General features: G+C 58.6%; 23 protein-coding genes, 1 tRNA gene and 1 riboswitch. Of the genes, 9 read left to right on the forward strand and 15 right to left on the reverse strand.

Translation table 11 applies throughout. The features are described from left to right. Window positions 1–78 precede the first annotated feature (78 nt). The 6 genes from pspF (at window position 79) to OKC43_RS01030 (ending at window position 6,520) form a co-directional block, all read left to right on the forward strand. Window positions 79–1,107, forward strand: a complete 1,029-nt coding sequence (gene pspF, locus OKC43_RS01005; RefSeq protein ID WP_270803715.1) for a phage shock protein operon transcriptional activator — start codon at window positions 79–81, stop codon at window positions 1,105–1,107. Window positions 1,108–1,215: 108 nt separating this feature from the next. Then, entirely contained in the window at window positions 1,216–2,811 is a 1,596-nt protein-coding gene (sapA, locus tag OKC43_RS01010; RefSeq protein ID WP_041202111.1) for an ABC transporter substrate-binding protein SapA, read from the forward strand. A gap of 2 nt (window positions 2,812–2,813) precedes the next feature. Further along, window positions 2,814–3,773, forward strand: coding sequence for an ABC transporter permease (locus tag OKC43_RS01015; protein ID WP_129503868.1), 960 nt, complete (start codon window positions 2,814–2,816; stop codon window positions 3,771–3,773). Window positions 3,774–3,808: 35 nt separating this feature from the next. Next, complete coding sequence (locus OKC43_RS01020) at window positions 3,809–4,702, forward strand: ABC transporter permease subunit (protein WP_005333677.1); 894 nt, start codon at window positions 3,809–3,811, stop codon at window positions 4,700–4,702. Continuing rightward, entirely contained in the window at window positions 4,702–5,700 is a 999-nt protein-coding gene (locus OKC43_RS01025) for a peptide ABC transporter ATP-binding protein (protein ID WP_005333679.1), read from the forward strand. Before OKC43_RS01020 ends, OKC43_RS01025 begins: the two co-directional genes overlap by 1 nt. 34 nt (window positions 5,701–5,734) lie before the next feature. Next, a complete protein-coding gene (locus tag OKC43_RS01030; RefSeq protein WP_005333681.1) occupies window positions 5,735–6,520 on the forward strand; it encodes a peptide ABC transporter ATP-binding protein in 786 nt (261 codons plus the stop codon). Window positions 6,521–6,625: 105 nt separating this feature from the next. Here OKC43_RS01030 and htpG read toward each other — a convergent pair whose 3' ends face one another. From htpG to OKC43_RS01050, 4 genes are all read right to left on the reverse strand, one after another. Then, a complete protein-coding gene (gene htpG / locus OKC43_RS01035) occupies window positions 6,626–8,539 on the reverse strand; it encodes a molecular chaperone HtpG (RefSeq protein WP_040097518.1) in 1,914 nt (637 codons plus the stop codon). 164 nt (window positions 8,540–8,703) lie between these two features. After that, window positions 8,704–9,306: a recombination mediator RecR gene (gene recR / locus OKC43_RS01040; RefSeq protein WP_019444931.1), complete on the reverse strand. Its 603-nt coding sequence runs from the start codon at window positions 9,304–9,306 to the stop codon at window positions 8,704–8,706. Between the two features lie 184 nt (window positions 9,307–9,490). Further along, window positions 9,491–9,578, reverse strand: a tRNA-Ser gene (locus OKC43_RS01045). Window positions 9,579–9,712: 134 nt separating this feature from the next. Beyond that, window positions 9,713–10,168: a YbjN domain-containing protein gene (locus OKC43_RS01050; RefSeq protein WP_005337119.1), complete on the reverse strand. Its 456-nt coding sequence runs from the start codon at window positions 10,166–10,168 to the stop codon at window positions 9,713–9,715. A 158-nt stretch (window positions 10,169–10,326) separates the two neighbouring features. Here OKC43_RS01050 and OKC43_RS01055 point away from each other — a divergent pair, with 158 nt between their 5' ends. Further along, a complete protein-coding gene (locus tag OKC43_RS01055; protein WP_129503867.1) occupies window positions 10,327–11,664 on the forward strand; it encodes a flavohemoglobin expression-modulating QEGLA motif protein in 1,338 nt (445 codons plus the stop codon). 81 nt (window positions 11,665–11,745) lie between these two features. Here the strand turns inward: OKC43_RS01055 and OKC43_RS01060 are convergent, their stop codons facing one another. Further along, on the reverse strand, window positions 11,746–12,327 hold the full coding sequence (locus tag OKC43_RS01060; protein WP_005351181.1) for a thymidine kinase: 582 nt from the start codon (window positions 12,325–12,327) through the stop codon (window positions 11,746–11,748). A 91-nt stretch (window positions 12,328–12,418) separates the two neighbouring features. Continuing rightward, complete coding sequence (locus tag OKC43_RS01065; protein WP_270803716.1) at window positions 12,419–13,999, reverse strand: Na+/H+ antiporter NhaC family protein; 1,581 nt, start codon at window positions 13,997–13,999, stop codon at window positions 12,419–12,421. Window positions 14,000–14,087: 88 nt separating this feature from the next. Beyond that, window positions 14,088–14,259, reverse strand: a riboswitch (Lysine riboswitch). 302 nt (window positions 14,260–14,561) lie between these two features. Between OKC43_RS01065 and OKC43_RS01070 the strand changes: the two genes are divergently transcribed. After that, complete coding sequence (locus OKC43_RS01070) at window positions 14,562–14,966, forward strand: H-NS family histone-like protein (protein WP_005337123.1); 405 nt, start codon at window positions 14,562–14,564, stop codon at window positions 14,964–14,966. A 69-nt stretch (window positions 14,967–15,035) separates the two neighbouring features. Here the strand turns inward: OKC43_RS01070 and OKC43_RS01075 are convergent, their stop codons facing one another. From OKC43_RS01075 to OKC43_RS01095, 5 genes are all read right to left on the reverse strand, one after another. Continuing rightward, a complete protein-coding gene (locus OKC43_RS01075) occupies window positions 15,036–15,611 on the reverse strand; it encodes a cob(I)yrinic acid a,c-diamide adenosyltransferase (protein WP_129503864.1) in 576 nt (191 codons plus the stop codon). Continuing rightward, complete coding sequence (locus OKC43_RS01080; RefSeq protein WP_005337126.1) at window positions 15,608–15,838, reverse strand: DUF3820 family protein; 231 nt, start codon at window positions 15,836–15,838, stop codon at window positions 15,608–15,610. The genes OKC43_RS01075 and OKC43_RS01080 overlap by 4 nt, the downstream gene beginning before the upstream one ends. 1 nt (window position 15,839) lies before the next feature. Next, window positions 15,840–16,511 carry a 7-carboxy-7-deazaguanine synthase QueE gene (gene queE, locus OKC43_RS01085; protein WP_164979950.1) on the reverse strand — a complete coding sequence of 224 codons (672 nt, stop codon included), beginning with the start codon at window positions 16,509–16,511 and terminating at the stop codon, window positions 15,840–15,842. A 61-nt stretch (window positions 16,512–16,572) separates the two neighbouring features. Then, window positions 16,573–17,280 carry a 7-cyano-7-deazaguanine synthase QueC gene (gene queC / locus OKC43_RS01090; RefSeq protein WP_129503863.1) on the reverse strand — a complete coding sequence of 236 codons (708 nt, stop codon included), beginning with the start codon at window positions 17,278–17,280 and terminating at the stop codon, window positions 16,573–16,575. A gap of 20 nt (window positions 17,281–17,300) precedes the next feature. Then, window positions 17,301–17,924: a tRNA-uridine aminocarboxypropyltransferase gene (locus tag OKC43_RS01095; RefSeq protein ID WP_129503862.1), complete on the reverse strand. Its 624-nt coding sequence runs from the start codon at window positions 17,922–17,924 to the stop codon at window positions 17,301–17,303. On the opposite strand from OKC43_RS01095, the gene rrtA reads away from it, so the two are divergent. After that, on the forward strand, window positions 17,923–18,516 hold the full coding sequence (gene rrtA / locus OKC43_RS01100) for a rhombosortase (protein WP_074042643.1): 594 nt from the start codon (window positions 17,923–17,925) through the stop codon (window positions 18,514–18,516). The two genes, OKC43_RS01095 and rrtA, sit on opposite strands and share 2 nt — an antisense overlap. Here rrtA and pyrF read toward each other — a convergent pair. From pyrF to ihfB, 4 genes are all read right to left on the reverse strand, one after another. Continuing rightward, entirely contained in the window at window positions 18,491–19,192 is a 702-nt protein-coding gene (pyrF, locus tag OKC43_RS01105; RefSeq protein ID WP_270803717.1) for an orotidine-5'-phosphate decarboxylase, read from the reverse strand. The genes rrtA and pyrF overlap by 26 nt on opposite strands. Window positions 19,193–19,210: 18 nt before the next feature. Further along, window positions 19,211–20,377, reverse strand: a complete 1,167-nt coding sequence (gene lapB, locus OKC43_RS01110; protein ID WP_040098465.1) for a lipopolysaccharide assembly protein LapB — start codon at window positions 20,375–20,377, stop codon at window positions 19,211–19,213. 9 nt (window positions 20,378–20,386) lie between these two features. Beyond that, window positions 20,387–20,671: a LapA family protein gene (locus tag OKC43_RS01115; protein WP_005337143.1), complete on the reverse strand. Its 285-nt coding sequence runs from the start codon at window positions 20,669–20,671 to the stop codon at window positions 20,387–20,389. 158 nt (window positions 20,672–20,829) lie between these two features. Next, complete coding sequence (gene ihfB, locus OKC43_RS01120) at window positions 20,830–21,114, reverse strand: integration host factor subunit beta (RefSeq protein WP_005299934.1); 285 nt, start codon at window positions 21,112–21,114, stop codon at window positions 20,830–20,832. Window positions 21,115–21,128 lie beyond the last annotated feature (14 nt).

Raw genomic sequence — 21,128 nt, forward strand, 5'->3', positions numbered from 1 at the left:
GATGTCTCGCGCAAGAGATGATTAAAATCACCAACTTTTGGTAAGATTGACCAGCTTTTACAACTGACAGGGATCACTATGACCACGGCCACGGAAAGCCTGCTGGGGGAATCCAACGCATTTCTCGAGATCATTGAGCAGGCCTCACGGCTCGCCCCGCTGCGCAAACCCGTGCTGATCATCGGTGAGCGGGGGACGGGCAAGGAGCTGATCGCCCACCGCCTACATTATCTCTCGGCGCGCTGGGATCAAAGCTTTGTCACCATCAACTGCGCCACCCTGAGCGAGAGCCTGCTGGAAACCGAGCTGTTCGGTCACGAAGCGGGATCGTTTACAGGCGCGGCCAAGCGCCATCAGGGCCGCTTCGAGCGGGCCGATGACGGCACCCTGTTCCTTGACGAGCTGGCCACCACCAGCGCCCGGGTGCAGGAGAAGCTGCTGCGAGTCATCGAGTATGGCGAGTTCGAGCGGGTGGGTGGGGCCAAGCCCCTCAAGGTGGATGTGCGACTGGTCTGCGCCACCAACGAGGATCTCCCTGCGTTGGCCGACAAGGGGCAGTTTCGCCACGATCTGCTCGACCGGCTCGCGTTTGATGTGATCACCCTCCCCCCCTTGCGGGAGCGGCGGGAAGATATCCTGATGCTGGCGGAGCACTTCGCCCACAGCATGACCCGGGAGCTGGGCTATCCGCTGTTTGCCGGTTTCTCGCGCAAGGCGACCCAGTTGCTGCTGGATTACCACTGGCCGGGCAATGTGAGAGAGCTGAAGAACGTGGTGGAGCGCAGCATCTATCGTCAGGGCAATCCCCAGCTGCCGCTCTCGACCCTGGTGCTCAACCCGTTTGATTCCCCCTGGCGACCACAGGTCACGCAACCTGCGCAAGAGGACCGAAGCGAGGTACAATCTGCATCCCCCCTCGCCTTGCCGCTCGATCTCAAGCAGGCGGTGGCGGAGTACGAGATTAATTTACTCAAGCAAGCGATGCAGCAATCCCAGTATAATCAGCGCAAAGCCGCTCAACTGCTGGCCTTAAGCTATCACCAGTTCCGTGGCATGCTACGCAAATATCAGCTGCTGGATGGCGATAACGATGCAGAACAAGAATGAAGGAGCGCGGTTGATGCCGACTCCAGCAACACGCCAGCCTTCGCGCTGGCACATTTGTATCAAAACGTGCGTACAAAACCCCTATAAGAACATGGTTCAACAATGAGAATGCTCACACCCTTGCTGCTGGGTCTGCTGGTGCTGGTCACCGGCTGCCAGAAGCAACCCGAGGCCTCCAAAACCGGACTCATCTATTGTGCTGAGGGATCCCCCCTCTCCTTCAATCCCCATGTTTCCAACTCCGGGGTGACACTGGATGCCAGTGCCCGTCCGCTCTACGACCGCCTGCTGGAGGTGAACCCCAACACCCTGGCGCTGGAACCAGCGCTCGCCACCAACTGGCATGTCAGCGAGGATGGCCTCACCTATACCCTGACCCTGCGCAAGGGGGTGACGTTTCACCATACCCCCTGGTTCAAGCCCACCCGCACTTTCAATGCCGATGACGTGGTCTTCACCTATGCCCGCCAGCTGGACGAGCAGCACCCCTATCACAATGTGTCCGGGGGCGATTACCCCTACTTCTACAGCCTGGGGCAAGATCTGCTGATCAAGCGGGTGAGCAAGAAGGGGCCGCAGACGGTAGTGTTCGAGCTGAACCAGCCGAACGCCTCCTTCCTCGCCACTCTGGCCAGCGACTATGCGGTGATCCTCTCCGCCGAATACGCCGAGCAGATGTTGCAGGCGGGCACGCCAGCCCTGCTGGATAGCCGCCCCATCGGCACCGGGCCGTTCAGCTTCAAGGAGTATCGCCACAACGAGTTCATTCGCTATCTGCGCCATCCCGGCTACTGGGGTGGCGATGCCAAGATTGAACAGCTGGTCTACGACATCACCCCCAAATCCGCCAAACGGCTGGCCAAGCTGCTGACCGGCGAGTGCGACGTGATGAGCACCCCTTCCGCCAGCCAGCTCTCGGTGATCAAGCAAAATCCGGCGCTGAGCCTCTCGGTCCAGTCGGGGATGAACGTCGCCTTTTTGGCCCTCAATACCCGCAAGCCGCCGTTCAACAACGTCAAGGTGCGTCAGGCCATTGCCAGCGCCATCAACATCGACAACCTGTTGCAGGCGGTCTATTTCGATACCGGCCTGCCCGCCAACAGCCTGCTGCCGACTCTCTCATGGGGGTACAACCCCAGCCTGCCCGAGCGCAAACCCGATCTGAAACGGGCGCGCCAGCTGCTCAAGGAGGCGGGTCTGGAGAAAGGGTTCGAGATGCAGGTGCTGGTGCAACCGGACGCCCGCCCCTACAACCCGGATGCGGTCAAGACCGCCCAGCTGATCCGCAGCGATCTGGCCAAGGTCGGGATCAAGCTCAAGATCGTGCAACGGGAGTGGCCGGTGATCGAAGGCCGCCTCACCAAGGGGCAGTACGACAGTCTGCTCTCCGGCTGGATTGCCGATAACGCCGATCCGGACAACTTCTTCCGCCAGCTGCTGAGCTGCTCGGCAGTGGAGCGCGGCAACAACTACAGCCGCTGGTGTAGCCCGGCCTTCGATCAGTTGCTGGATGATGCGGTCACCACGCCCCAGCTCTCGTTCCGGCTGCGTAACTACTACTATGCCCAGACCCTGCTCAACGAACAGCTGCCGCTGATCCCGCTGGCGCACGCCTTGCGTACCCAGGTCAGCCGCAGCGACATCGAGGGGCTGACGCTGATGCCCTTTGGCGGCACCTCCTTCAACCAGGCTCACAGGGAGTAAGCATGCTTCTATACACCTTGCGCCGCATCAACCTGCTGCTTATCACCCTGCTGGCGCTGACCTTTGTCGCCTATCTGCTGGACTATCGGCTGATCGGCCATCAGCTCAGCTTCTGGAGCGGCTATCCCGACTTCCTGCGCCGCATTTTCGCAGGTGACCTGGGGCTCTCCAGCGTCTCCGGGCTGCCGGTGCTGGACGAGATCCGCCACTACTTCCCGGCAACCCTGATCCTCTGTCTGGCGGCGTTCGCCATCTCGCTGCTGGTGGGCATTCCCCTCGGCACCCTGGCGGCCCTGTCCCAGGGAAAGACGCTGGATCTCTCCATCATGACTGCCGGTCTTATCGGCTATGCGGTGCCGGTGTTCTGGCTGGCACTGCTGGTAGTGATGCTCTTTTCGCTGGATCTCGGCTGGTTGCCAGCCTCCGGGCAGATCAGCCTGCTCTACGACGTGCCCCCCATAACCGGCATCGCGGTGCTCGATGTGCTGCTCAGCAACGAGCCCTGGCGGCAAGCGGCGCTGCATGATGCCCTGCGCCACCTGATCCTTCCGTCACTGGTGCTGGCGGTGGTGCCCACTACCGAGGTGATCCGCCATGTGCGCAGCTCCCTCATCGACGTGATGAAGCAGAACTACATCAAGGCGGCGGCGAGCCGGGGCCTTTCCAAGGCGCAGATCGTTTGGCGCCATGGTCTGAAGAACGCCCTGCCGCCGGTACTGCCGCTGCTGGGTCTGCAACTGGGTAGCGTGCTCACCTCCGCCATGATCACCGAGGTGGTGTTCGAGTGGCACGGGATCGGCCGCTGGCTCATCAGCAGCATCGCCCTGCAGGATTACGCCGCCATTCGCGGCGCGACCCTGGTGGTGGCCAGTTTCGTGATCCTGACCAGCGTCAGCACCGAGTTGCTGACCACCCTTATCTATCCGGCACGGCGCAAAGAGTTGTATGCCAAACAAGATTGAACGCGCTCATGGCGTGACCAGGAGCCAGGTATCCTATGCAAGATAAATCGAACATCTATCCCGAGCTCAAGATCCTCTCGCCCCTTGAGCAGACGTGGGCCTCCTACAGCCGCAATCCGCTGGCGATGGCAGGGCTTTGGTGCTTTTTGCTGTTGCTGCTCATCACGCTGGTGGGGCCGCTGGTCGTCCCCTACGGCATCGATGAACAGCACACCGACAAGCTGCTGCTCGCCCCCTCCTGGGCGGCAACCGGCAACATCGACTACTTCCTCGGCACCGACGATCTGGGGCGCGACATGCTCTCCCGGCTGGTAGTGGGGGCGCGCCTCACCTTCGGCTATGCGCTGGTCGTGGTGGTGATCGCCATGGTGGTGGGCTCCGCCATCGGTATCCTCGGCGGGATGAGCAAGGGGCTTAAATCGAGCGTGCTGCACCACCTGCTCGATACCCTGCTCTCCATCCCCTCCCTGCTGATGGCCATCATCATGGTCGCCATCATGGGGCCGGGTTTTGGCAATACCCTGATTGCCATTACGCTCGCTTTGATCCCGCCCTTTATCCGGGCCACCTATAACGCAGTGCATGCCGAGATGCAGAAGGAGTACATCACCGCCAGCCGCCTCGATGGCTCGCCTCCCTTCCGGATCATGCGGCTGGCTATTTTGCCCAACATCGTCGAAACCCTGGTGGCCCAGACCACCCGCACCTTGTCGGCGGCCATTCTCGATATCTCGGCGGTCGGTTTTCTTGGCCTCGGCGCCCAATCTCCCCAACCGGAGTGGGGCACCATGCTGGCCGATTCGAGCGACCTTATCTATCTCGCCCCATGGACCGTCACCCTGCCCGGCATCGCCATCCTGTTCAGCGTGCTGGTGACCAATTTAGTTGGTGAAGGCATTCGTGAAGCACTCAAAGAGGGGAATGACTGATGCCGCTGCTCGATATTCGCAATCTCACCATCGAGATCGACACCCCGCAAGGCAAGGTCAAGGCGGTGGACAAGGTGAGCCTGACCCTGACCGAGGGGGAGATCCGCGGTCTGGTGGGTGAATCCGGCTCCGGAAAAAGTCTGATCGCCAAGGTGATCGTCGGCATCGAGAAAGACAACTGGACGGTTCGTGCCGACCGGATGCGTTTCAACGACATGGATCTGCTGACCATGGCACCCAAGGAGCGCCGTCGCATCATGGGCCGCGAGATCGCCATGATCTTCCAGGACCCCATCAGCTGTCTCGACCCCTCCGAGGAGATCGGCACCCAGCTGGAAGAGGCGATCCCGACCGATTCGTTCGAGGGACAATTCTGGCAGCGCTTCCAGTGGCGCAAGAAAAAGGCCATCGCCCTGCTGCACCGGGTAGGCGTCAAGGATCACCGCAAGGTGATGCGCGCCTATCCCCACGAGCTGTCGGATGGCATGTGCCAGAAGGTGATGATCGCCATGGCCATTGCCAACCAGCCGCGTCTGCTGGTAGCCGACGAGCCCACCAGCGCCATGGAGTCCACCACCCACTCCCAGATCCTGCGACTGCTGGACAAGATGAACAAGCTGGGCAATACCACCATCCTGATCATCAGTAACGATATCGCCGCCATCGCCAACCTGACCGATACCATCAACGTGATGTACTGCGGCCAGATGGTGGAAGTGGGCACACGGGAGCAGATCCTCGAGACCCCGCATCACCCCTACACCGATGCGCTGCTCAAATCGATCCCCGACTTTGACAAGCTGGTGCGCCACAAGTCGCGCCTAGAGACATTGCCCGGCGTCATCCCGCCGCTGCAACACCTGCCCATCGGTTGCCGTCTGGGGCCGCGCTGCCCCTACGCCCAGAAGCAGTGCGTGCAGACCCCCCTGATGAACAAGATCAAGGGCCATCAGTTCAGCTGTCACTTCCCGCTGAACATGGAGGAGCCAAAAAAATGATGACCGTTAATGCCCCCATGAAGGAGCCCCGCTTGTGATCGAGCCATCCCTGTTGCAGGTCAGAGGCCTTAGCAAAACCTACCAGAACCGCACCGGTCTGTTCCGTCGTCAGGCTGTGGAGGCGATCAAGCCCCTCTCGTTCGACCTCGAAGTGGGCCAGACCCTCGCCATCGTCGGCGAGGCAGGCTCCGGCAAGAGTACCCTCGCCCGCATTCTGGCTGGCATGATCGAACCCACCAGCGGCGACATCGCCATCGACGGCCAACTGATGGTGCATGGCGATTACCAGACTCGCTGCAAACTGCTGCGGATGATTTTTCAGGATCCCAACACCTCGCTGAACCGCAAGATCCGGGTCGGCCAGATCCTGGAAACCCCACTGCGCCTCAACACCGAGATGACTGAAGAGGAGCGCCGTGAGAAGGTGGTGCAGACCCTGCGTATGGTGGGGATGCTGCCGGATCACGCCCTGTTCTATCCGCAGATGCTCTCCTCCGGTCAGCAGCAGCGGGTGGCGCTGGCGCGGGCACTGATCCTCAACCCCAAGATCGTGGTGGCCGATGAGGCGCTCTCCACCCTGGATATCTCGGTACGCTCCCAGATCATCAACCTGCTGCTGGAGATGCAGGAGACCATGGGACTGAGCTATGTGCTGGTAGCCAACGATCTGGGCATCGTCAGCCATATCAGCGACGAAGTGCTGGTGATGCACGAAGGTCGGGTGGTGGAGCGCGGCAAGACCCTTAAAGTGTTTGCCGATCCCCAGCATGAGGTGACTCGCCGTCTCATCCAGAACTACAACAACGAATACCGCAAATAGAGAGGCGCTGGCCACCTCCCTCACCGCTGTGTTTTGCCGAGCTCACACGGCGGGATCAAAAAAGCCCACTGCATGCAGTGGGCTTTCTGTTACCGGCGTTGCTGCTTAGGCTTGCAGCAGCAGACGGTTGATACGGGAGACGAAGCTCGCCGGATCGTTCAGTCCGCCCTGCTCGGCCAGCTGGGCCTGTTCGTGCAGCAGGGTGACCCACTCACCGAACAGTGCCTCGTCTTCAATGGTGTCGAGTTTCTTCACCAGCGCATGGTCAGGGTTGAGCTCCAGAATGTACTTCTGCTCCGGTACCGGCTGGCCGGCCGCGCGCATCAGCTTGATCATCTGGGTGCTCATACCGTAGGCGTCGGTGACGATGCATGAGGGGGAGTCGGTCAGACGGTGGGTGACCCGCACCTCTTTCACTGCATCGCCCAGGCTCTTCTTGACCCGCTCCACCAGACCGGCGTTGGCCTTTTCGGCCTCTTCCTGGGCCTGCTTGGAGGCTTCGTCTTCCAGATCGCCGAGATCCAGTTCGCCACGGGTGACGGAGATAAGCTGCTTGCCGTCGAACTCGGTCAGGTGGCTCATCAGCCACTCGTCCACGCGCTCCCACATCAGCAGCACTTCGACACCCTTCTTGCGGAAGATCTCGAGGTGCGGGCTGTTCTTGGCAGCGGCATAGGAGTCAGCAGTGATGTAGTAGATCTTCTGCTGGCCTTCCTTCATGCGACCAACGTAATCCTCGAGAGAGACGGTCTGGGCTTCGCCCTCGCCAGCGGTGCTGGCAAAACGCAGGAGCTTGGCGATCTCTTCGCGGTTGGCGTAATCCTCGGCCGGGCCCTCTTTGAGCACGTTACCGAACTCTTTCCAGAACTTGGCGTACTTCTCGGCATCGTCTTTCGCCAGCTTGGAGAGCATGGTCAGCACGCGCTTTGAGCAAGCCTTGCGCAGAGAGGCAGTCACCTTGTTGTCCTGCAGGATCTCGCGGCTGACGTTGAGCGGCAGATCGTTGGAGTCCAGCACCCCTTTGACGAAGCGCAGGTAGGTCGGCATAAACTGCTCGGCGTCATCCATGATGAAGACGCGCTGCACATAGAGCTTCAGACCGTGCTTCTGCTCGCGGTTGTAGAGGTCGAACGGTGCGCGGGCCGGTACGTAGAGCAGGCTGGTGTACTCCTGCGCCCCTTCCACCCGGTTGTGACCCCAGAGCAGCGGATCTTCAAAGTCGTGAGCAACGTGCTTGTAGAACTCCTGATACTCCTCGTCCTTGATATCTTTCGGGTTGCGGGTCCAAAGTGCCGTGGCGCGGTTGACCTGCTCCCACTCGCCCGGGGTGCCGACGATGGTCTCGCCATCCTCTTCCCGATCCGGGGTACCCTCTTTGAACATCTCGACCGGTACGCTGATGTGGTCGGAATATTTGCCCACCACGGAGCGCAGACGCCAGTCGTCGAGGAACTCGTCCTCTTCGGCACGCAGGTGCAGGATGACGTCGGTACCGCGACCAGCTTTGGTTACGTCAGCGACGGTGAAGGAGCCTTCCCCTTCCGATTCCCACTGTACGCCCTGCTCCGGAGCAGTACCGGCGGCGCGGGAGACCACGGTCACCTTGTCGGCCACGATAAAGGCGGAGTAGAAACCGACCCCGAACTGACCGATCAGCTGAGAATCCTTGCCCTGATCGCCGGAGAGGTTTTTGAAGAATTCTGCGGTGCCGGACTTGGCGATGGTACCCAGATGCTCAATCACCTGATCACGGGTCATACCGATCCCGTTATCGGAGATGGTCAGGGTACGCTTCTCTTTGTCCACCACCAGACGCACACGCAACTGGCCGTCGTTTTCGAACAAAGAGGCATCGGAAAGCGCCTTGAAGCGCAGCTTGTCCGCCGCATCGGAGGCGTTGGAGATCAGCTCGCGCAGGAATACTTCTTTGTTGGAGTAGAGGCTGTGAGCCATCAGGCTCAGCAGTTGTTTGACTTCAGTCTGAAAGCCGTGGGTTTCGGCATGAACACTTTGGGTCATGGACCAATCCTCAGAAACATCGGGTTGAACATATGCCCAACCTAGATGGGGACAGCGATCCAAATATCAAGGGGGCGAATGTGCAATCCTGCTCATTCGCCCCCTGTTGGCGTGTAACCGCCGATTTTATGTTCAGTTTTTCGCGACTTACCGCCACCCGCCCCTTACTTGAGGCGCTGGCGCCCCATCAGGGAGTGGGAAAGCGTAGTGCCATCCACCAGTTCCAGCTCGCCCCCCACCGGCACCCCGTGGGCGATGCGGCTCACCTCCACCCCGGCCGCACGGGCCATGTCGGCGATATACCAGGCGGTGGCATCCCCCTCGATGGTGGGATTGGTGGCGAGGATCAGTTCGCTGATGTGCTCTTCCTTCAACCGGCGCTCGAGAATATCGAGCCCCAGCTCCTCCGGGCCGATGCCGTCCAGCGGCGACAGATGACCCATCAGCACAAAGTAGCGACCGGAGAACTGGCCGGTCTGCTCGATGGCCGCCACGTCCGCCGGGCTCTCCACCACGCAGAGCAGGCCATTCTCTTCCCGCTTGGGATTGGCGCAGATATCGCAGCGGTCGTTCTCGGTAAAGGTGCGGCAGTGGCTGCAGTGGCCAATCTCGGTCAGGGCGCGAGAGAGCAGCTGGGCCAGCCGCAAACCGCCGCTGCGCTCACGCTCGAGCAGGGTAAAGGCCATCCGCTGGGCAGACTTGGGCCCCACCCCCGGCAATACCTGCAGGGCTTTCATCATCTCATCGAGCAGGGGACTGAACTTCATAACACTCCTTACACGGGCCTGCCCTCGCCACCACCAAGGCCACGACGGGTCAGCAAAACAGGATAACGCCATTGGCGCAGGACTATACCCGAGCCCGCCGCCCATCGCCATCGGCTTGCCCACAGCGCCCGCAAAAAACCCAGATAGCAAAAAGCCCTGATGTTTCCATCAGGGCTTTGCAATGTGGCGGTGAGGGAGGGATTCGAACCCTCGATACGTTGCCGTATACACACTTTCCAGGCGTGCTCCTTCAGCCACTCGGACACCTCACCAAATTTTGGTCTGTGGTTTAACGTGTTCAGCCAACACGATGTTCGCTGCGCTGTTGCGCTGGAACGGGGCGTAATTTAGGGGAAAGCCCCGCCCGCGTCAACGGCTTTTTTCACCTGGCGAACCGTTCGAACACTTAATGCACAGATTCCGGTGCAACCTGGATTTCCGGCAGGTTGAGGAAGCCGGAACGTTCGCATTCGGCAACCAGTTCGTGGGTGGCAGCGATGGTGCTTTGCACGAACAGCAGGAACTGCTCGACGCTGAGTCCGGCCTTGGTAAAGACGGTGTGGCCGACCACCAGCCGCGGCAGGTTGTCATCGATGATATCGAGAAACACCTTGAGGGAGGGGTACTGCATATTGAGTCGGCCCAGTTCGGCAACCAGCGGCAGCATTGCGGAGGGGCGCACTTCCAGCTCGGAGGAGAACAGCAGGCCTTCCTCTTCCACGAAGATCCGGCTCTCCTGAATACCATCGACCGACTGCAAAGAGACAATGTGGATACCGTGACACTGGTCGCAGACATAGTGCTCGATTCGAGCCTGTTGCAACCAACGCATTATCATTTCGGAGCTGGGGATATTCATCATTTCCACGACAAGATTGGGATCAAGGGGCGCAGTCTAAACCAATTTGCTATCAACAAAAAGCACGCCAACCCGATAACCCTGCGGCTCGCTTCTTTTTGGCAAGCGCTATGCATATACTCAGCCAAATCCACGATGACGCTTGCCCCACAGGGGGCCCCATGACTATCCAAGAAAAGTATCGCCTTCATCTGAAATCACTCTCGGATGAGCTGCTCACCCTGCAAAAACCCATCCGCATTCTGGATGCCATCAAATGGCCACGCCATCTGCAGGATCGCTTTCTGGCAAGCGGTGGCAGGGAGCTGCCCGCTATCGACAGGCACTTCTATGATGCCCTCCCCCTCGGCTTCGATCCGCGCAACAAGTATCTGGAGCTCAAGGAGCTGCGGGACCGGATCCGCAGAAAACTGGGGCCACAGGACGATCTTGGCCGGATCCTGCAAGAGACGGTCGATCAGTACATGGTAGTGATCGAGATGCTGCGCCAGCGGGGCCAACCCGATTTTCAGCGTTACAGCCAGCTGCTTTATGGCTCTGCCAGCGATCACCTGCGCGGGGATCGCAAGACTCTCAAGGAGCTGGGCGCCCGCCTGTGCGATATCTTCTCCCTGCCCGGCGCGCGCCATCTGGTGCGCCCCTACCCCAAGGAGTTCGAAGGAGAGGCCGCGGTCGCCAAACTGCAGGGCAAGCTGTCGAGCTACTTCAGTGACGGCACTGTGCAGGTGAAGCTGAGCGATGGCATCGTCTCCGATGCCGCGGCCGGTGGCGACTACATCAAGCTCAACTCCCACGCCCGCTTCTCCGAGCTGGACTTGCAGGTGCTGGAGGTACACGAGGGGTGGGTCCATGTCGGCACCACCCTCAACGGTCGCCAGCAGCCTTATGCCACCTGGCTGAGCGCCGGTTCACCGCGGATCACCGCCTGTCAGGAGGGGCTGGCCGTCCTGATAGAGACCCTCACCTTCAGCTCCTTCCCGGATCGGGCCAAGCGCATCTCCGATCGGGTGATGGCCATCGACATGGCCGAGCGCGGCGCCGATTTTATCGAGGTGTTTCAGCACTTTGTACAGCAGGGCACCAGCGAGCACGACGCCTACAAGATCACCCAGCGGGTCTTTCGTGGCGGCATGGTGGACGGCGGCGCCTGCTTTACCAAGGATCTCTCCTACGTGCGTGGCTATGTGGAAACGGTCAACTTTATCCGCAGCGCCGTGCTGGAAGGGGTGCCCGAAATCCTGCCGATGCTGTTTGTCGGCAAGGTGACACTGGATGACATTCCGGTGCTCTATCAGCACTATCTGGAGGGGCTGATCGCCGCTCCCCGCTATTTGCCGCCGATGTTTCGCGATCTCACCGGCCTCTATGTCTGGTTCGGTTTTGCCTCCGGCATGTCACTGGTCGATATCGGCCGGGTACAGCACCATTTTCGCCAGCTGTTTCAACGCCTGCCGGTGGCCGACCCCATCATTGCGCCGGTGGATATCGAGATCGACTAAACCACAGCGATACAAGTTGGGGAAAATAAAAAGGGCGCCAGATTGGCGCCCTTCTCGACGATTCAAACTGTCGCAGCCGACTTACTTGTAGGCCCGACCTTCGAGATAGTGTTTGCGACAGAGCGACACATAGCGATCGTTGCCGCCGATCTCCACCTGTTCGCCATCACGCATCACCTGACCCGCTTCGTTGACCCGGGAGTTCATGTGGGCCTTGTTGCCACACCAGCAGATGCTCTTCAGCTCTTCAAACTTGTCGGCCAGACAGAGCAGATGGTAGGAGCCCGGGAACAGCTCGCCGCGAAAATCGGTCTTGAGGCCATAGGCCATCACCGGAATATCCTGCTCATCGACGATGCGGGCCAACTGGTAGACCTGCTCACGGGTCAGGAACTGGGCCTCGTCCACGATAAAAACATCGATATGTTTCTTCGCATGGCGCGCTTTCACCATTTCAAACAGATCGCAGCTGTCGCTGAACACGTCCACCTTCAGCTCAAGGCCAACCCGGGCACTGATCACCCCGACCCCGAAACGGTCATCGATGGCTGGCGTCATCGCCAGAGGATGCATGCCCCGCTCCAGATAGTTGAAGTGCGCCTGAATGAGCTGGGTGGATTTGCCTGAATTCATGGTGGCAAATTTGTAGTGCAGTGAAGCCATGATACTGTTCCGAAACTGAATTTATGGGGCGCATGCTAACCAAAGCCCCTGACAAAACCAAGGGGCCCGCGGGCCCCTTGCTCTATAAATGTTACGCGGTGGCCAGCATTGGCCGCGCTTTGGCCTTTTTCAGGTGATAGCCGGTAAAGAGCACGAACCAGAGGGCACTGACACTGAAACCGGCCAGGCTGGAGTGCATCAAGCCCATCGCCAGGTAACCGATGGCCGCACCGAAGGCGATGGCCAGTGCATAGGGCAGCTGGGTCATCACGTGATCGATGTGATGGCAACCGGCGCCGGTGGCAGAGAGGATGCTGGTGCTGGAGATGGGCGAGCTGTGATCCCCGAATACCGAACCTGCCAGTACCGCGGCCAGCATCGGCAGCATCAGGCTGATGTCGCTGGCGGCGGCCATGTCACCGGCCAGCGGCAGCATGATGCCGAAGGTACCCCAGCTGGTACCGGTAGCAAACGCCATGGCACAGGAGAGGATAAAGACCACAGCAGGCAGCACTTCGATCGGCAGGTTACCGTTAGCCAGCGAAGCCAGATACTTGCCGGTCTCAACGTCACGCACCACGGCACCTATGGTCCAGGCAAACAGCAGGATGTTGATGGCTGGCAGCATGGCCATGACGCCTTGCGGAGCGGCCTTGATCCAGTTCTTGGCTCCCAGCTTCAGGCGCATCGCCAGACCGATGGAGACCACCAGACTGCACAGGGCACCGTAGACCAGCGAAGAGCCGACGTTGGTATTTTCGAACGAGCCGAGCACGCTGAATGGCAGCCCTTTCTCGCTCAGCACCGCAGCACCGGAATCAATCATGAAATAGATGGTGGCGGCGGTCAGGGTCAGGATCGGCAGAACCATGTCGATCATGCCGCCGTTGCTCTCTTCCGGGCTCTCCATATCCAGACCGATGGGGCGGCCCTTGGACTCATCCCACAGCTTGCCTTCCAGCGCCCACGCTTCGTGTTGACGCATCGGGCCGATATCGAGTTGGAATGCAATCACCACCAACACCATGATCAGGGTGAAGACGGCGTAGAGGTTCATCGGGATCATCTCGACAAACGCAGCGATGGGGCTCTGTTCAGTCAGACCGTGGGCCGCCATGATGCCGCCAACCAGGGCGATGATATAAGCCCCCCAGGAGGAGATGGGCATCAGCACGCAGACCGGCGCCGCGGTGGAGTCCAGCAGATATGCCAGTTTGGCACGGGAGATCTGGAAGCGGTCGGTGACCGGACGGCAGATTGCCCCCACCGACAGGCTGTGGAAGAAGTCATCGATAAAGAAGGCAAACACCATCATGCCAGTCAGGGCTTTGGCGCCCTTGCGGGTCTTGGCACGACGCTCGGCCCACTCGGCAAAGGCACGGGTCGCCCCGGAGACGCTCATCAGGCTGATGAGGCCACCCAGCAGCAGCATAAACAGGATCATGTTGACATTGTCACGATTGAGCGCGCCATCGACCCAGAAGATCTTGAGCACGGTATTCAACATGTAATGCAGGGATTCGAGGGGCGAAAACTGATTGAGCAGCAAACTGCCGGTGACGATGCCCACACCAAGGGACAGCAGCACGCGGCGGGTCATGATAGCCAGCGCGACAGCCAACAGGGGGGGAAGAACGGACCAACCGGAGTCGGCGAAATGACTAATATCCATGATCTCTTTGCACCTAAAGATTACAGGTGGAGATCTACCGAGAGGATCTAAAGAAACAAAACCTATGGGGAGGTCATACTCCTCAGCCCCTTCAGGTAGCGCTCCATAGTGGATGACTATGGCAGTCCTGCACCTATTAGATGCAGAACCAGCAGCCCGGTATGATGGCCTGGCCACTTCGGCGCTGACTCCTTTCCTTGTGCATCACAGGCATCACCCTCCGCACAAATACTCATAGGCAGCGCGCCTCTACTTAAAGGTATTCGCCGCACATTTTATCGAGATGGCAGCTTATAGCAAGTTTTTTGATTAAATAGTCACGATAAACATATCAAGGTCGAAAAATGGTAGTCAAATGATGCAACAACGCCTGTTTTGACGCTATTTTCACCTACTGCGGTTTCATTGGCATCCAATCTCCAAGCCTATTGCAGGCCATATTAAATATCTGTATTGATGTTCCCCACGGATATTATATTTAACCCGGCTTGACTTATTTAAATCGCCAAGCAAGAATCAGCTAGAACATAATATTTTTCTCTGACTCGACGTGGTAACTCCTATGAATGAATTTTTAAAGGTACTGCTTAATATCCGCAGTCTGCGTGCGACCTGCCGCGAACTTTCTCTGGAACAACTGGAAGAGGCACTGGAAAAACTCTCTGCGATCGTTGCTGAGCGTCAGCAGGATGAAGCTGCCGAGCGTCAGGCCCGTGAAGAGCATCTGCGGAAAATTAACGAATATAGCGAAATGCTGAAAGCCGCCGGTATTGACCCGGCAGAATTGGTAAGCGCTGTCGCTACCAACCCCGGCAAATCAGAAAAAGCCAAGCGGGCGCCACGTCCAGCCAAATATCGCTATCAGGATAATGGCGTAGAGAAAACCTGGACCGGCCAGGGCCGTATGCCTTCGGCTATTGCCAGCGCAGTGGCAGCAGGCAAATCACTGGAAGATTTTGCTATCTGACAGCGCTTGCGTTGCCAATAAAAAACCTCGCTAGGGCGAGGTTTTTTATTGCCGCTTAAACGTGAAATATCAGATAGCCGATTGCGGGCGATCTGCTGCCTTGACCCACAGCACTTCACGATCCCCTGCCACGCAGATGAGATAGCGGGCAACGGTAAAGAACCAGTCACTCATCCGGTTCAGATAGGGCAGCACCTCGGGATTGACCCGCTCTTCCCGGCTCAATGTCAGCAGCAAGCGCTCGCAATGACGCACCAGAGTACGCACCACATGTGCTTGCGCCGCGGCACGGGAACCACCGGGCAATATAAATTGGCGCAGCGGTGGCAATGGCTCACTATAACGATCTATCTGCTGTTCAAGGCGATTGGTCCAGGCGGCATTAACCTGCCAAATCGATTCATTCTGGGCGTCGCTGGAGAATGCCAACTCCCCCCCCAGATCAAACAACTCCTGTTGCAACAGCTGTAAATCAGCCAATAAACCGATCTCTTGCGACGGCACGTCACAAATCAGCAAGCCAATATGGGAGTTGAGCTCATCGATATAACCGTAGGTCTCAACCCGCAAATGATCCTTCGGCAACTGGATACCATCGGCCAGCCGGGTCATGCCCTTGTCGCCCTGCCTCGTATATATTCTCATACCGACATCCTGTTAATAATGGGAATAATCATGGATTCGAGTCCATTGAGTTTGATTTCGTAAGCCAACGCCAGCGTCTGGCCCAATTTACCCGCAGGAAAACCGCTGCGCGCCATCCACACCAGATAGGGCTCGGGAATATCGATGATACGCCGCCCCTGATATTTACCGTAAGGCATCTTGTTGGTCAGAGTCAGCAGCACCTGTTCGTCGGATAGCCAATCCATATTAATCGATATCCAGATATTTATGAGTCTGGATTGAGAGTCGCCAGTTACGCGCGATACAGGTATCCATCGCCAATTGGGTGGCCCGTGGTTTCTGGCTGATCGGCTGCAAGGCAATGACCACATCAGGGCGCAGGGTAGCAGTAGCGAGCAGCGTATCCAGCTCTTCAATATGGTGCTCGGTGGCCACCGGATGCTTGATCTCGTTGGCCCGCTCCAGCGCCGAGACCAGCACAGGCAGCCCCCCTTTCATGCCAATTTTGGGGGAGACGGTCACCCAGGTCTGCTCATGGGTCTTGATCTCGCTGGTGCCACTGGTTTCAATCTGCACCTGATAGCCCGCCGCCAGCAGGGCTGACGAGAGTTCGTGCAGATCGTAGAGGCAGGGCTCGCCACCGGTGATCACCACATGGCGCGCCTGATAACCCAGATCGGTAAAGCTCTTGATAATCTGCGTGGTGCTGAGTTGGCTCCAGCAATCGGATTCATTGGAGCGATCAAGCACCGCCTCCTTGCCCACTTCACGAGCCGGATCAACAACCCAGGTATGACGGGTATCGCACCAGGGGCAGCCCACCGGGCAACCCTGCAGGCGAACAAAGATGGCGGGCAGGCCGGTAAAGATGCCCTCCCCCTGGATGGTCTGGAAAATCTCGTTGATTGGGTAGTGCATCTCGATCACGGCTTGTTGCAAAAGTCGCGGATTATACCCCAAGCCACGGCAAGACGCAGGCTCACTCTGCGCTTTTCTCACCCAGCCCGGTTTTCTCAAATAGTCTGGCCATGATGCCCGCCTTGTCGGCCAGATAGTTTTTAAGACCGCGACTGCGCAGTTCACACGCAGGACACGTGCCGCAACCGTCACCGGCAATGCCGTTGTAGCAGGTCAGGGTCTGCTGACGCACAGTATCAAGGTGACCATAGTGATCCGCCAGTGCCCAGGTCTCGGCCTTGTCGAGCCACATCAAGGGAGTTTCGAAACGGATGCCGCGATCCAGCCCCAGCGACACCGCCTGATTGAGGGCCTTGACGAACTCGTCACGGCAATCGGGATAGCCGGAGAAGTCCGTCTCGCAGACACCGGTGATCACCGCTTCGGCGCCCACCTGATAGGCATAGATGGAGGCCAGGGTCAGGAACAGGATATTGCGACCCGGCACGAAGGTGTTAGGCAGGCCATTATCCTGCAGCTCGCAGCTGACCGGGATGTCGTCACGGGTCAGGGCAGAGACCGCCAGCTCATTGAGCAGCGTCACATCCATCACCTTGTGGGCGGCGATCCCCAGAGCACTGCCCAGACGACGCGCGGTGTCGATCTCTTCCCGATGGCGCTGGCCATAGTCGAAGGTGATGGCGTGCACTTCATCATACCGGGCCAATGCCTGTACCAGACAGGTGGTGCTGTCCTGACCGCCACTGAAAACCACGACTGCTTTTTTCATCTTGATAACTCCTTGAATTGTCACGCGCGGCGGCCTTCGGCAAAGTCCTGCCACTGGGTATTCAACCGATTGAACAGGGTCAGCAAGGGCGCATAGCGCTCCGGCCTCCCCTCCCACCGGGACAAGAGGTGATAGCCCGCCTCTATGGTAGAGAGGGCATCGGGAAAGGGTTTCTTGCGAATGGCATATTGACCGGCAATGGCACCAATGCCGATGCGGGGCAAGCAGGCCAGTGCCGGGTTGCTCTGCAACATGCGATAGGCTTTGCGCCAGGTGCCGTCAAGCAAGATAAAGGCGACTGATGCGGAGCCAGAGGATTCACTCTCCCACTGTTGGCGAAGATCGGTCAGCGAAATGGCATCCTCATCCGGCCAGAGCAAATAATAACGACGGGATTGGTCAGCCAGCAGCACATTGAGCCACTCATCGCGGGAAAAGTCCTCCCCCACATGGATCTCGCACTGTTGCAAAGAGGCCGCCAGCAGTGCCGCGGTCCCCTTGGGATGTGCCACCTCGTTGGGGTGCTGCAAGATGTAGAGGGGCGTGTGATTGTCAACCGGCACAATATAATCGCACAGGCAGGCTTTGAGGGCTCGGGTGCAACGTGTACAGTATCGACTGTTCTTGTCGTTGGACTGTTTCATGTTGTCAGACAAATCTGGATTGCTCTGGGTTATCACGCTCTCTCTCACCAGCTTGCTACTCTTCTTTACCGTTCCCAATCTTCAGCTCTCCTTCGATCGGCCCTTGATCGCCGGGGGCGAAGGGTGGCGGATCATAACAGGCAATCTGGCTCATACCAATCTGTGGCACCTGCTGCTCAATCTGGGCGGCCTCGCCATCCTCTATAGCCTGTTTCGCGACTATCTGGGTGGGGCTCGCCTGCCGCTGCTGATGTTGCTGCTCTGGTTGGCAGTGGGCTTGGGGATCTGGTGGTGGTGCCCGCAGACCCAGTGGTACATGGGGCTATCCGGCTCGCTGCATGGCCTGTTTGTCTGGGGGGCAATGCAGGATATCCGCCACGGACGCCGCACATCGGGCTGGCTACTGTTGGCAGGGATGGGGCTCAAGCTGGCGATGGACTTCTACAACGCAGGAGAGAGTCCGATATCCACCCTGATCAATGCCAGGGTACACATCGGCTCTCATCTTATCGGGGCCGGTGCAGGCCTGTTGCTCGGCCTGCACCGTGTATCACTGAGTGAGCCTGTTACGCACCAACCAGCTCGGCATTGATGCTGGCCAGCATGGCGGCCGGATCGGCAGCCTGTGTAATGGGGCGACCGATAACCAGATAATCGGACCCCGCCTCGACCGCCGCTTTCGGTGTCATCACCCGGCGCTGATCCCCGGCCGCTGAACCGGTCGGGCGAATACCCGGGGTCACCAGCTTGAAATCTTCGCCCAGCAAGGCTTTCAACTCATGGGCCTCGTTGGCAGAGCAGACCACCCCATCCAGACCGGATGTTTTGGTCAAGGTAGCCAGCCGGATCACCTGCTCGGCAGGGCTCACATCCAGACCAAGAGGGATCATGTCGGACTGCTCCATGCTGGTCAGTACGGTCACCCCGATCAACAATGGCGCCTTGTCGCCATAAGGCAGCAGCGCCTCTTTGGCGGCACGCATCATCCGCTCACCACCACTGGCATGCACGTTGACCATCCAGACACCGAGCTCGGCACTGGCTGCCACGGCTTTGGCAACGGTATTGGGAATATCGTGAAATTTCAGATCCAGAAAGACATCGAATCCCTTGGCCACCAGCTGGCGTACAAACTGCGGGCCAAACAGGGTAAACATCTCCTTGCCTATCTTGAGACGGCACTGGGCCGGAGAGATACGTTCAACGAACGCTAAGGCATCTGCCTCGTGCTGATAATCCAGCGCTACCAGTACTTTGGGATCTTGCATCTCACATCCTATTGCTTGTTATTCACCGTCCAGACCACGGATCGGCTTGATGGAACCCCACTGGCGACAAGACGGGCACTGCCAGAACAGCGAGTGAGTGGCAAAGCCGCACTGCCGACACTTGTGGGTTGACTTGATTTTGATCTGCTCGCCGACCAGTTGTTGCAGCAGCTCGAGGCTCTCCTTGGCAGGCCCCTCCTCCGCACTGGCCAGCTGAAAACCCACCAGCTGGTAAAAACCTTTCATCGACGGATGACGACGCAGCTGACGCAGCACCAGCGAACGGGCCTGGCTCAGGCCATCACGCTCTTCAACCAGCTTGGCAAGGGCCAGGGTCACGCTGACACCGGCGTGATCCTCCACCGCCTTCTCAAGCAGCGGGATCAACGCAGGCGTGCGCCCCAACTGCTGATAGCACTCGAGCAATTTGGGCATTGCCTCGGAGGCAAAGTCGATATCCTGCTCGAACACCCGCAGCAGCTCCTTGCTGGCCTGCTCATACTCCCCTTCCGCCATGGCAAGCTCAGCGAGGCGCAAACTGGCCCGGGCACATGCCGGATTGATACTGAGCGCCCGTTTGAGCTTGGCCAGCCCCTCCCCTTTATTGCCCTCACGCAGCGCGATTTCAGCTTGCTCGCAATAGAAATGGGAAATGGGGTCGGCCAGCTTCTTGCCCTGGAATTTTTGCAGACGCATCGCCACATCGATGGCCTTGTCCCAATCCCGCAACTGCTGATGGATGATCAACAGCTGTGCCAGCGCCGTCTCTTCATAGTCGCTGTCGTCACACAGCTCATTCCAGAGCGCTTCCGCTCGGTCCAGCAGACCGGCAGCCAAAAAGTCGCGCGCAAGCTCCTGCAGGGCAAGCTGTCGCTGCTCCCGGGTCAGTTGGCGGGTTACCAGGTTCTGGTGGATCTTGATGGCACGATCGACCTCCCCACGCTGGCGAAACAGGTTGCCGAGGGAGAGGTGTGTTTCGATGGTTTCACTGTCCACCTCCAGCAGTTGGATAAAGAGATCCACCGCCTTGTCGGATTCATCGGACAGCAAATAGTTGAGGCCCGCCACATACTGGCGGGAAAACTGGTTACTCTGTTTTTGGGTGTCCTGGCGAACACTCCTGCGACCCATGTACCAGCCATAACCGGCGGCGATGGGCAACAGCAGGAAAAGCAGTTCAAGCATTGAGGAACATTATTCCTTACCCGGTGACCGGGCCAGCTCCAACTCGCGGGATTGACGACGCATGGTGCGGTTGAGGGTGCGGTTTTGCATTTTCAGGCGCAGGAACAGCAGGCCGAATACCAGCCAGCCCAGCAGAAAGCCGCCAGCGAAGAAGAAGCCCAACAGCATGGCAAGCGAAAACTCACCCTGAGCGATCAAGTAATTGAACTGAACCAGCTGGCCATTTTGTGAGCCCAGCGCCAGGGTCAGAACAAACACCAGCACCAGCGGAATGAGGGCCAAAATACGCTTCATAAGAGCTCCCTGTCAGTATCTAATGAGAGGCTGATTATCCTTAAAATCGCAGGCAGACTCTAGAGTGAATGGGAAAAGAGTTTAAGAAACAAGACGATTGGCACAGGAATCGGTGCCAAAAAGAAAAAAGGCATACCCGAGGTATGCCCATTTCTGCATTATTCAATGATGTTGACGCGCTCGCGCAACTCTTTGCCTGGTTTGAAGTGCGGGACATATTTCCCGGTCAGTTCAACCTTGTCCCCAGTCTTGGGGTTGCGGCCCACACGGGGCGCACGATAGTGCAGTGAAAAACTGCCAAATCCGCGGATTTCAATCCGGTCGCCGTTTTGCAAGGTCGACGCCATCTGCTCAAGGATCTCCTTGATGGCGGCTTCGACATCCTTGGCCGGCATATGCATGCGGCTGGCTGCCAGTTGTTCGATGAGATCTGATTTGGTCATAACGTTAAATCTCC

The organism is Aeromonas sp. Y289-2, assembly GCF_027705925.1.
Classification (GTDB): domain Bacteria; phylum Pseudomonadota; class Gammaproteobacteria; order Enterobacterales; family Aeromonadaceae; genus Aeromonas; species Aeromonas veronii.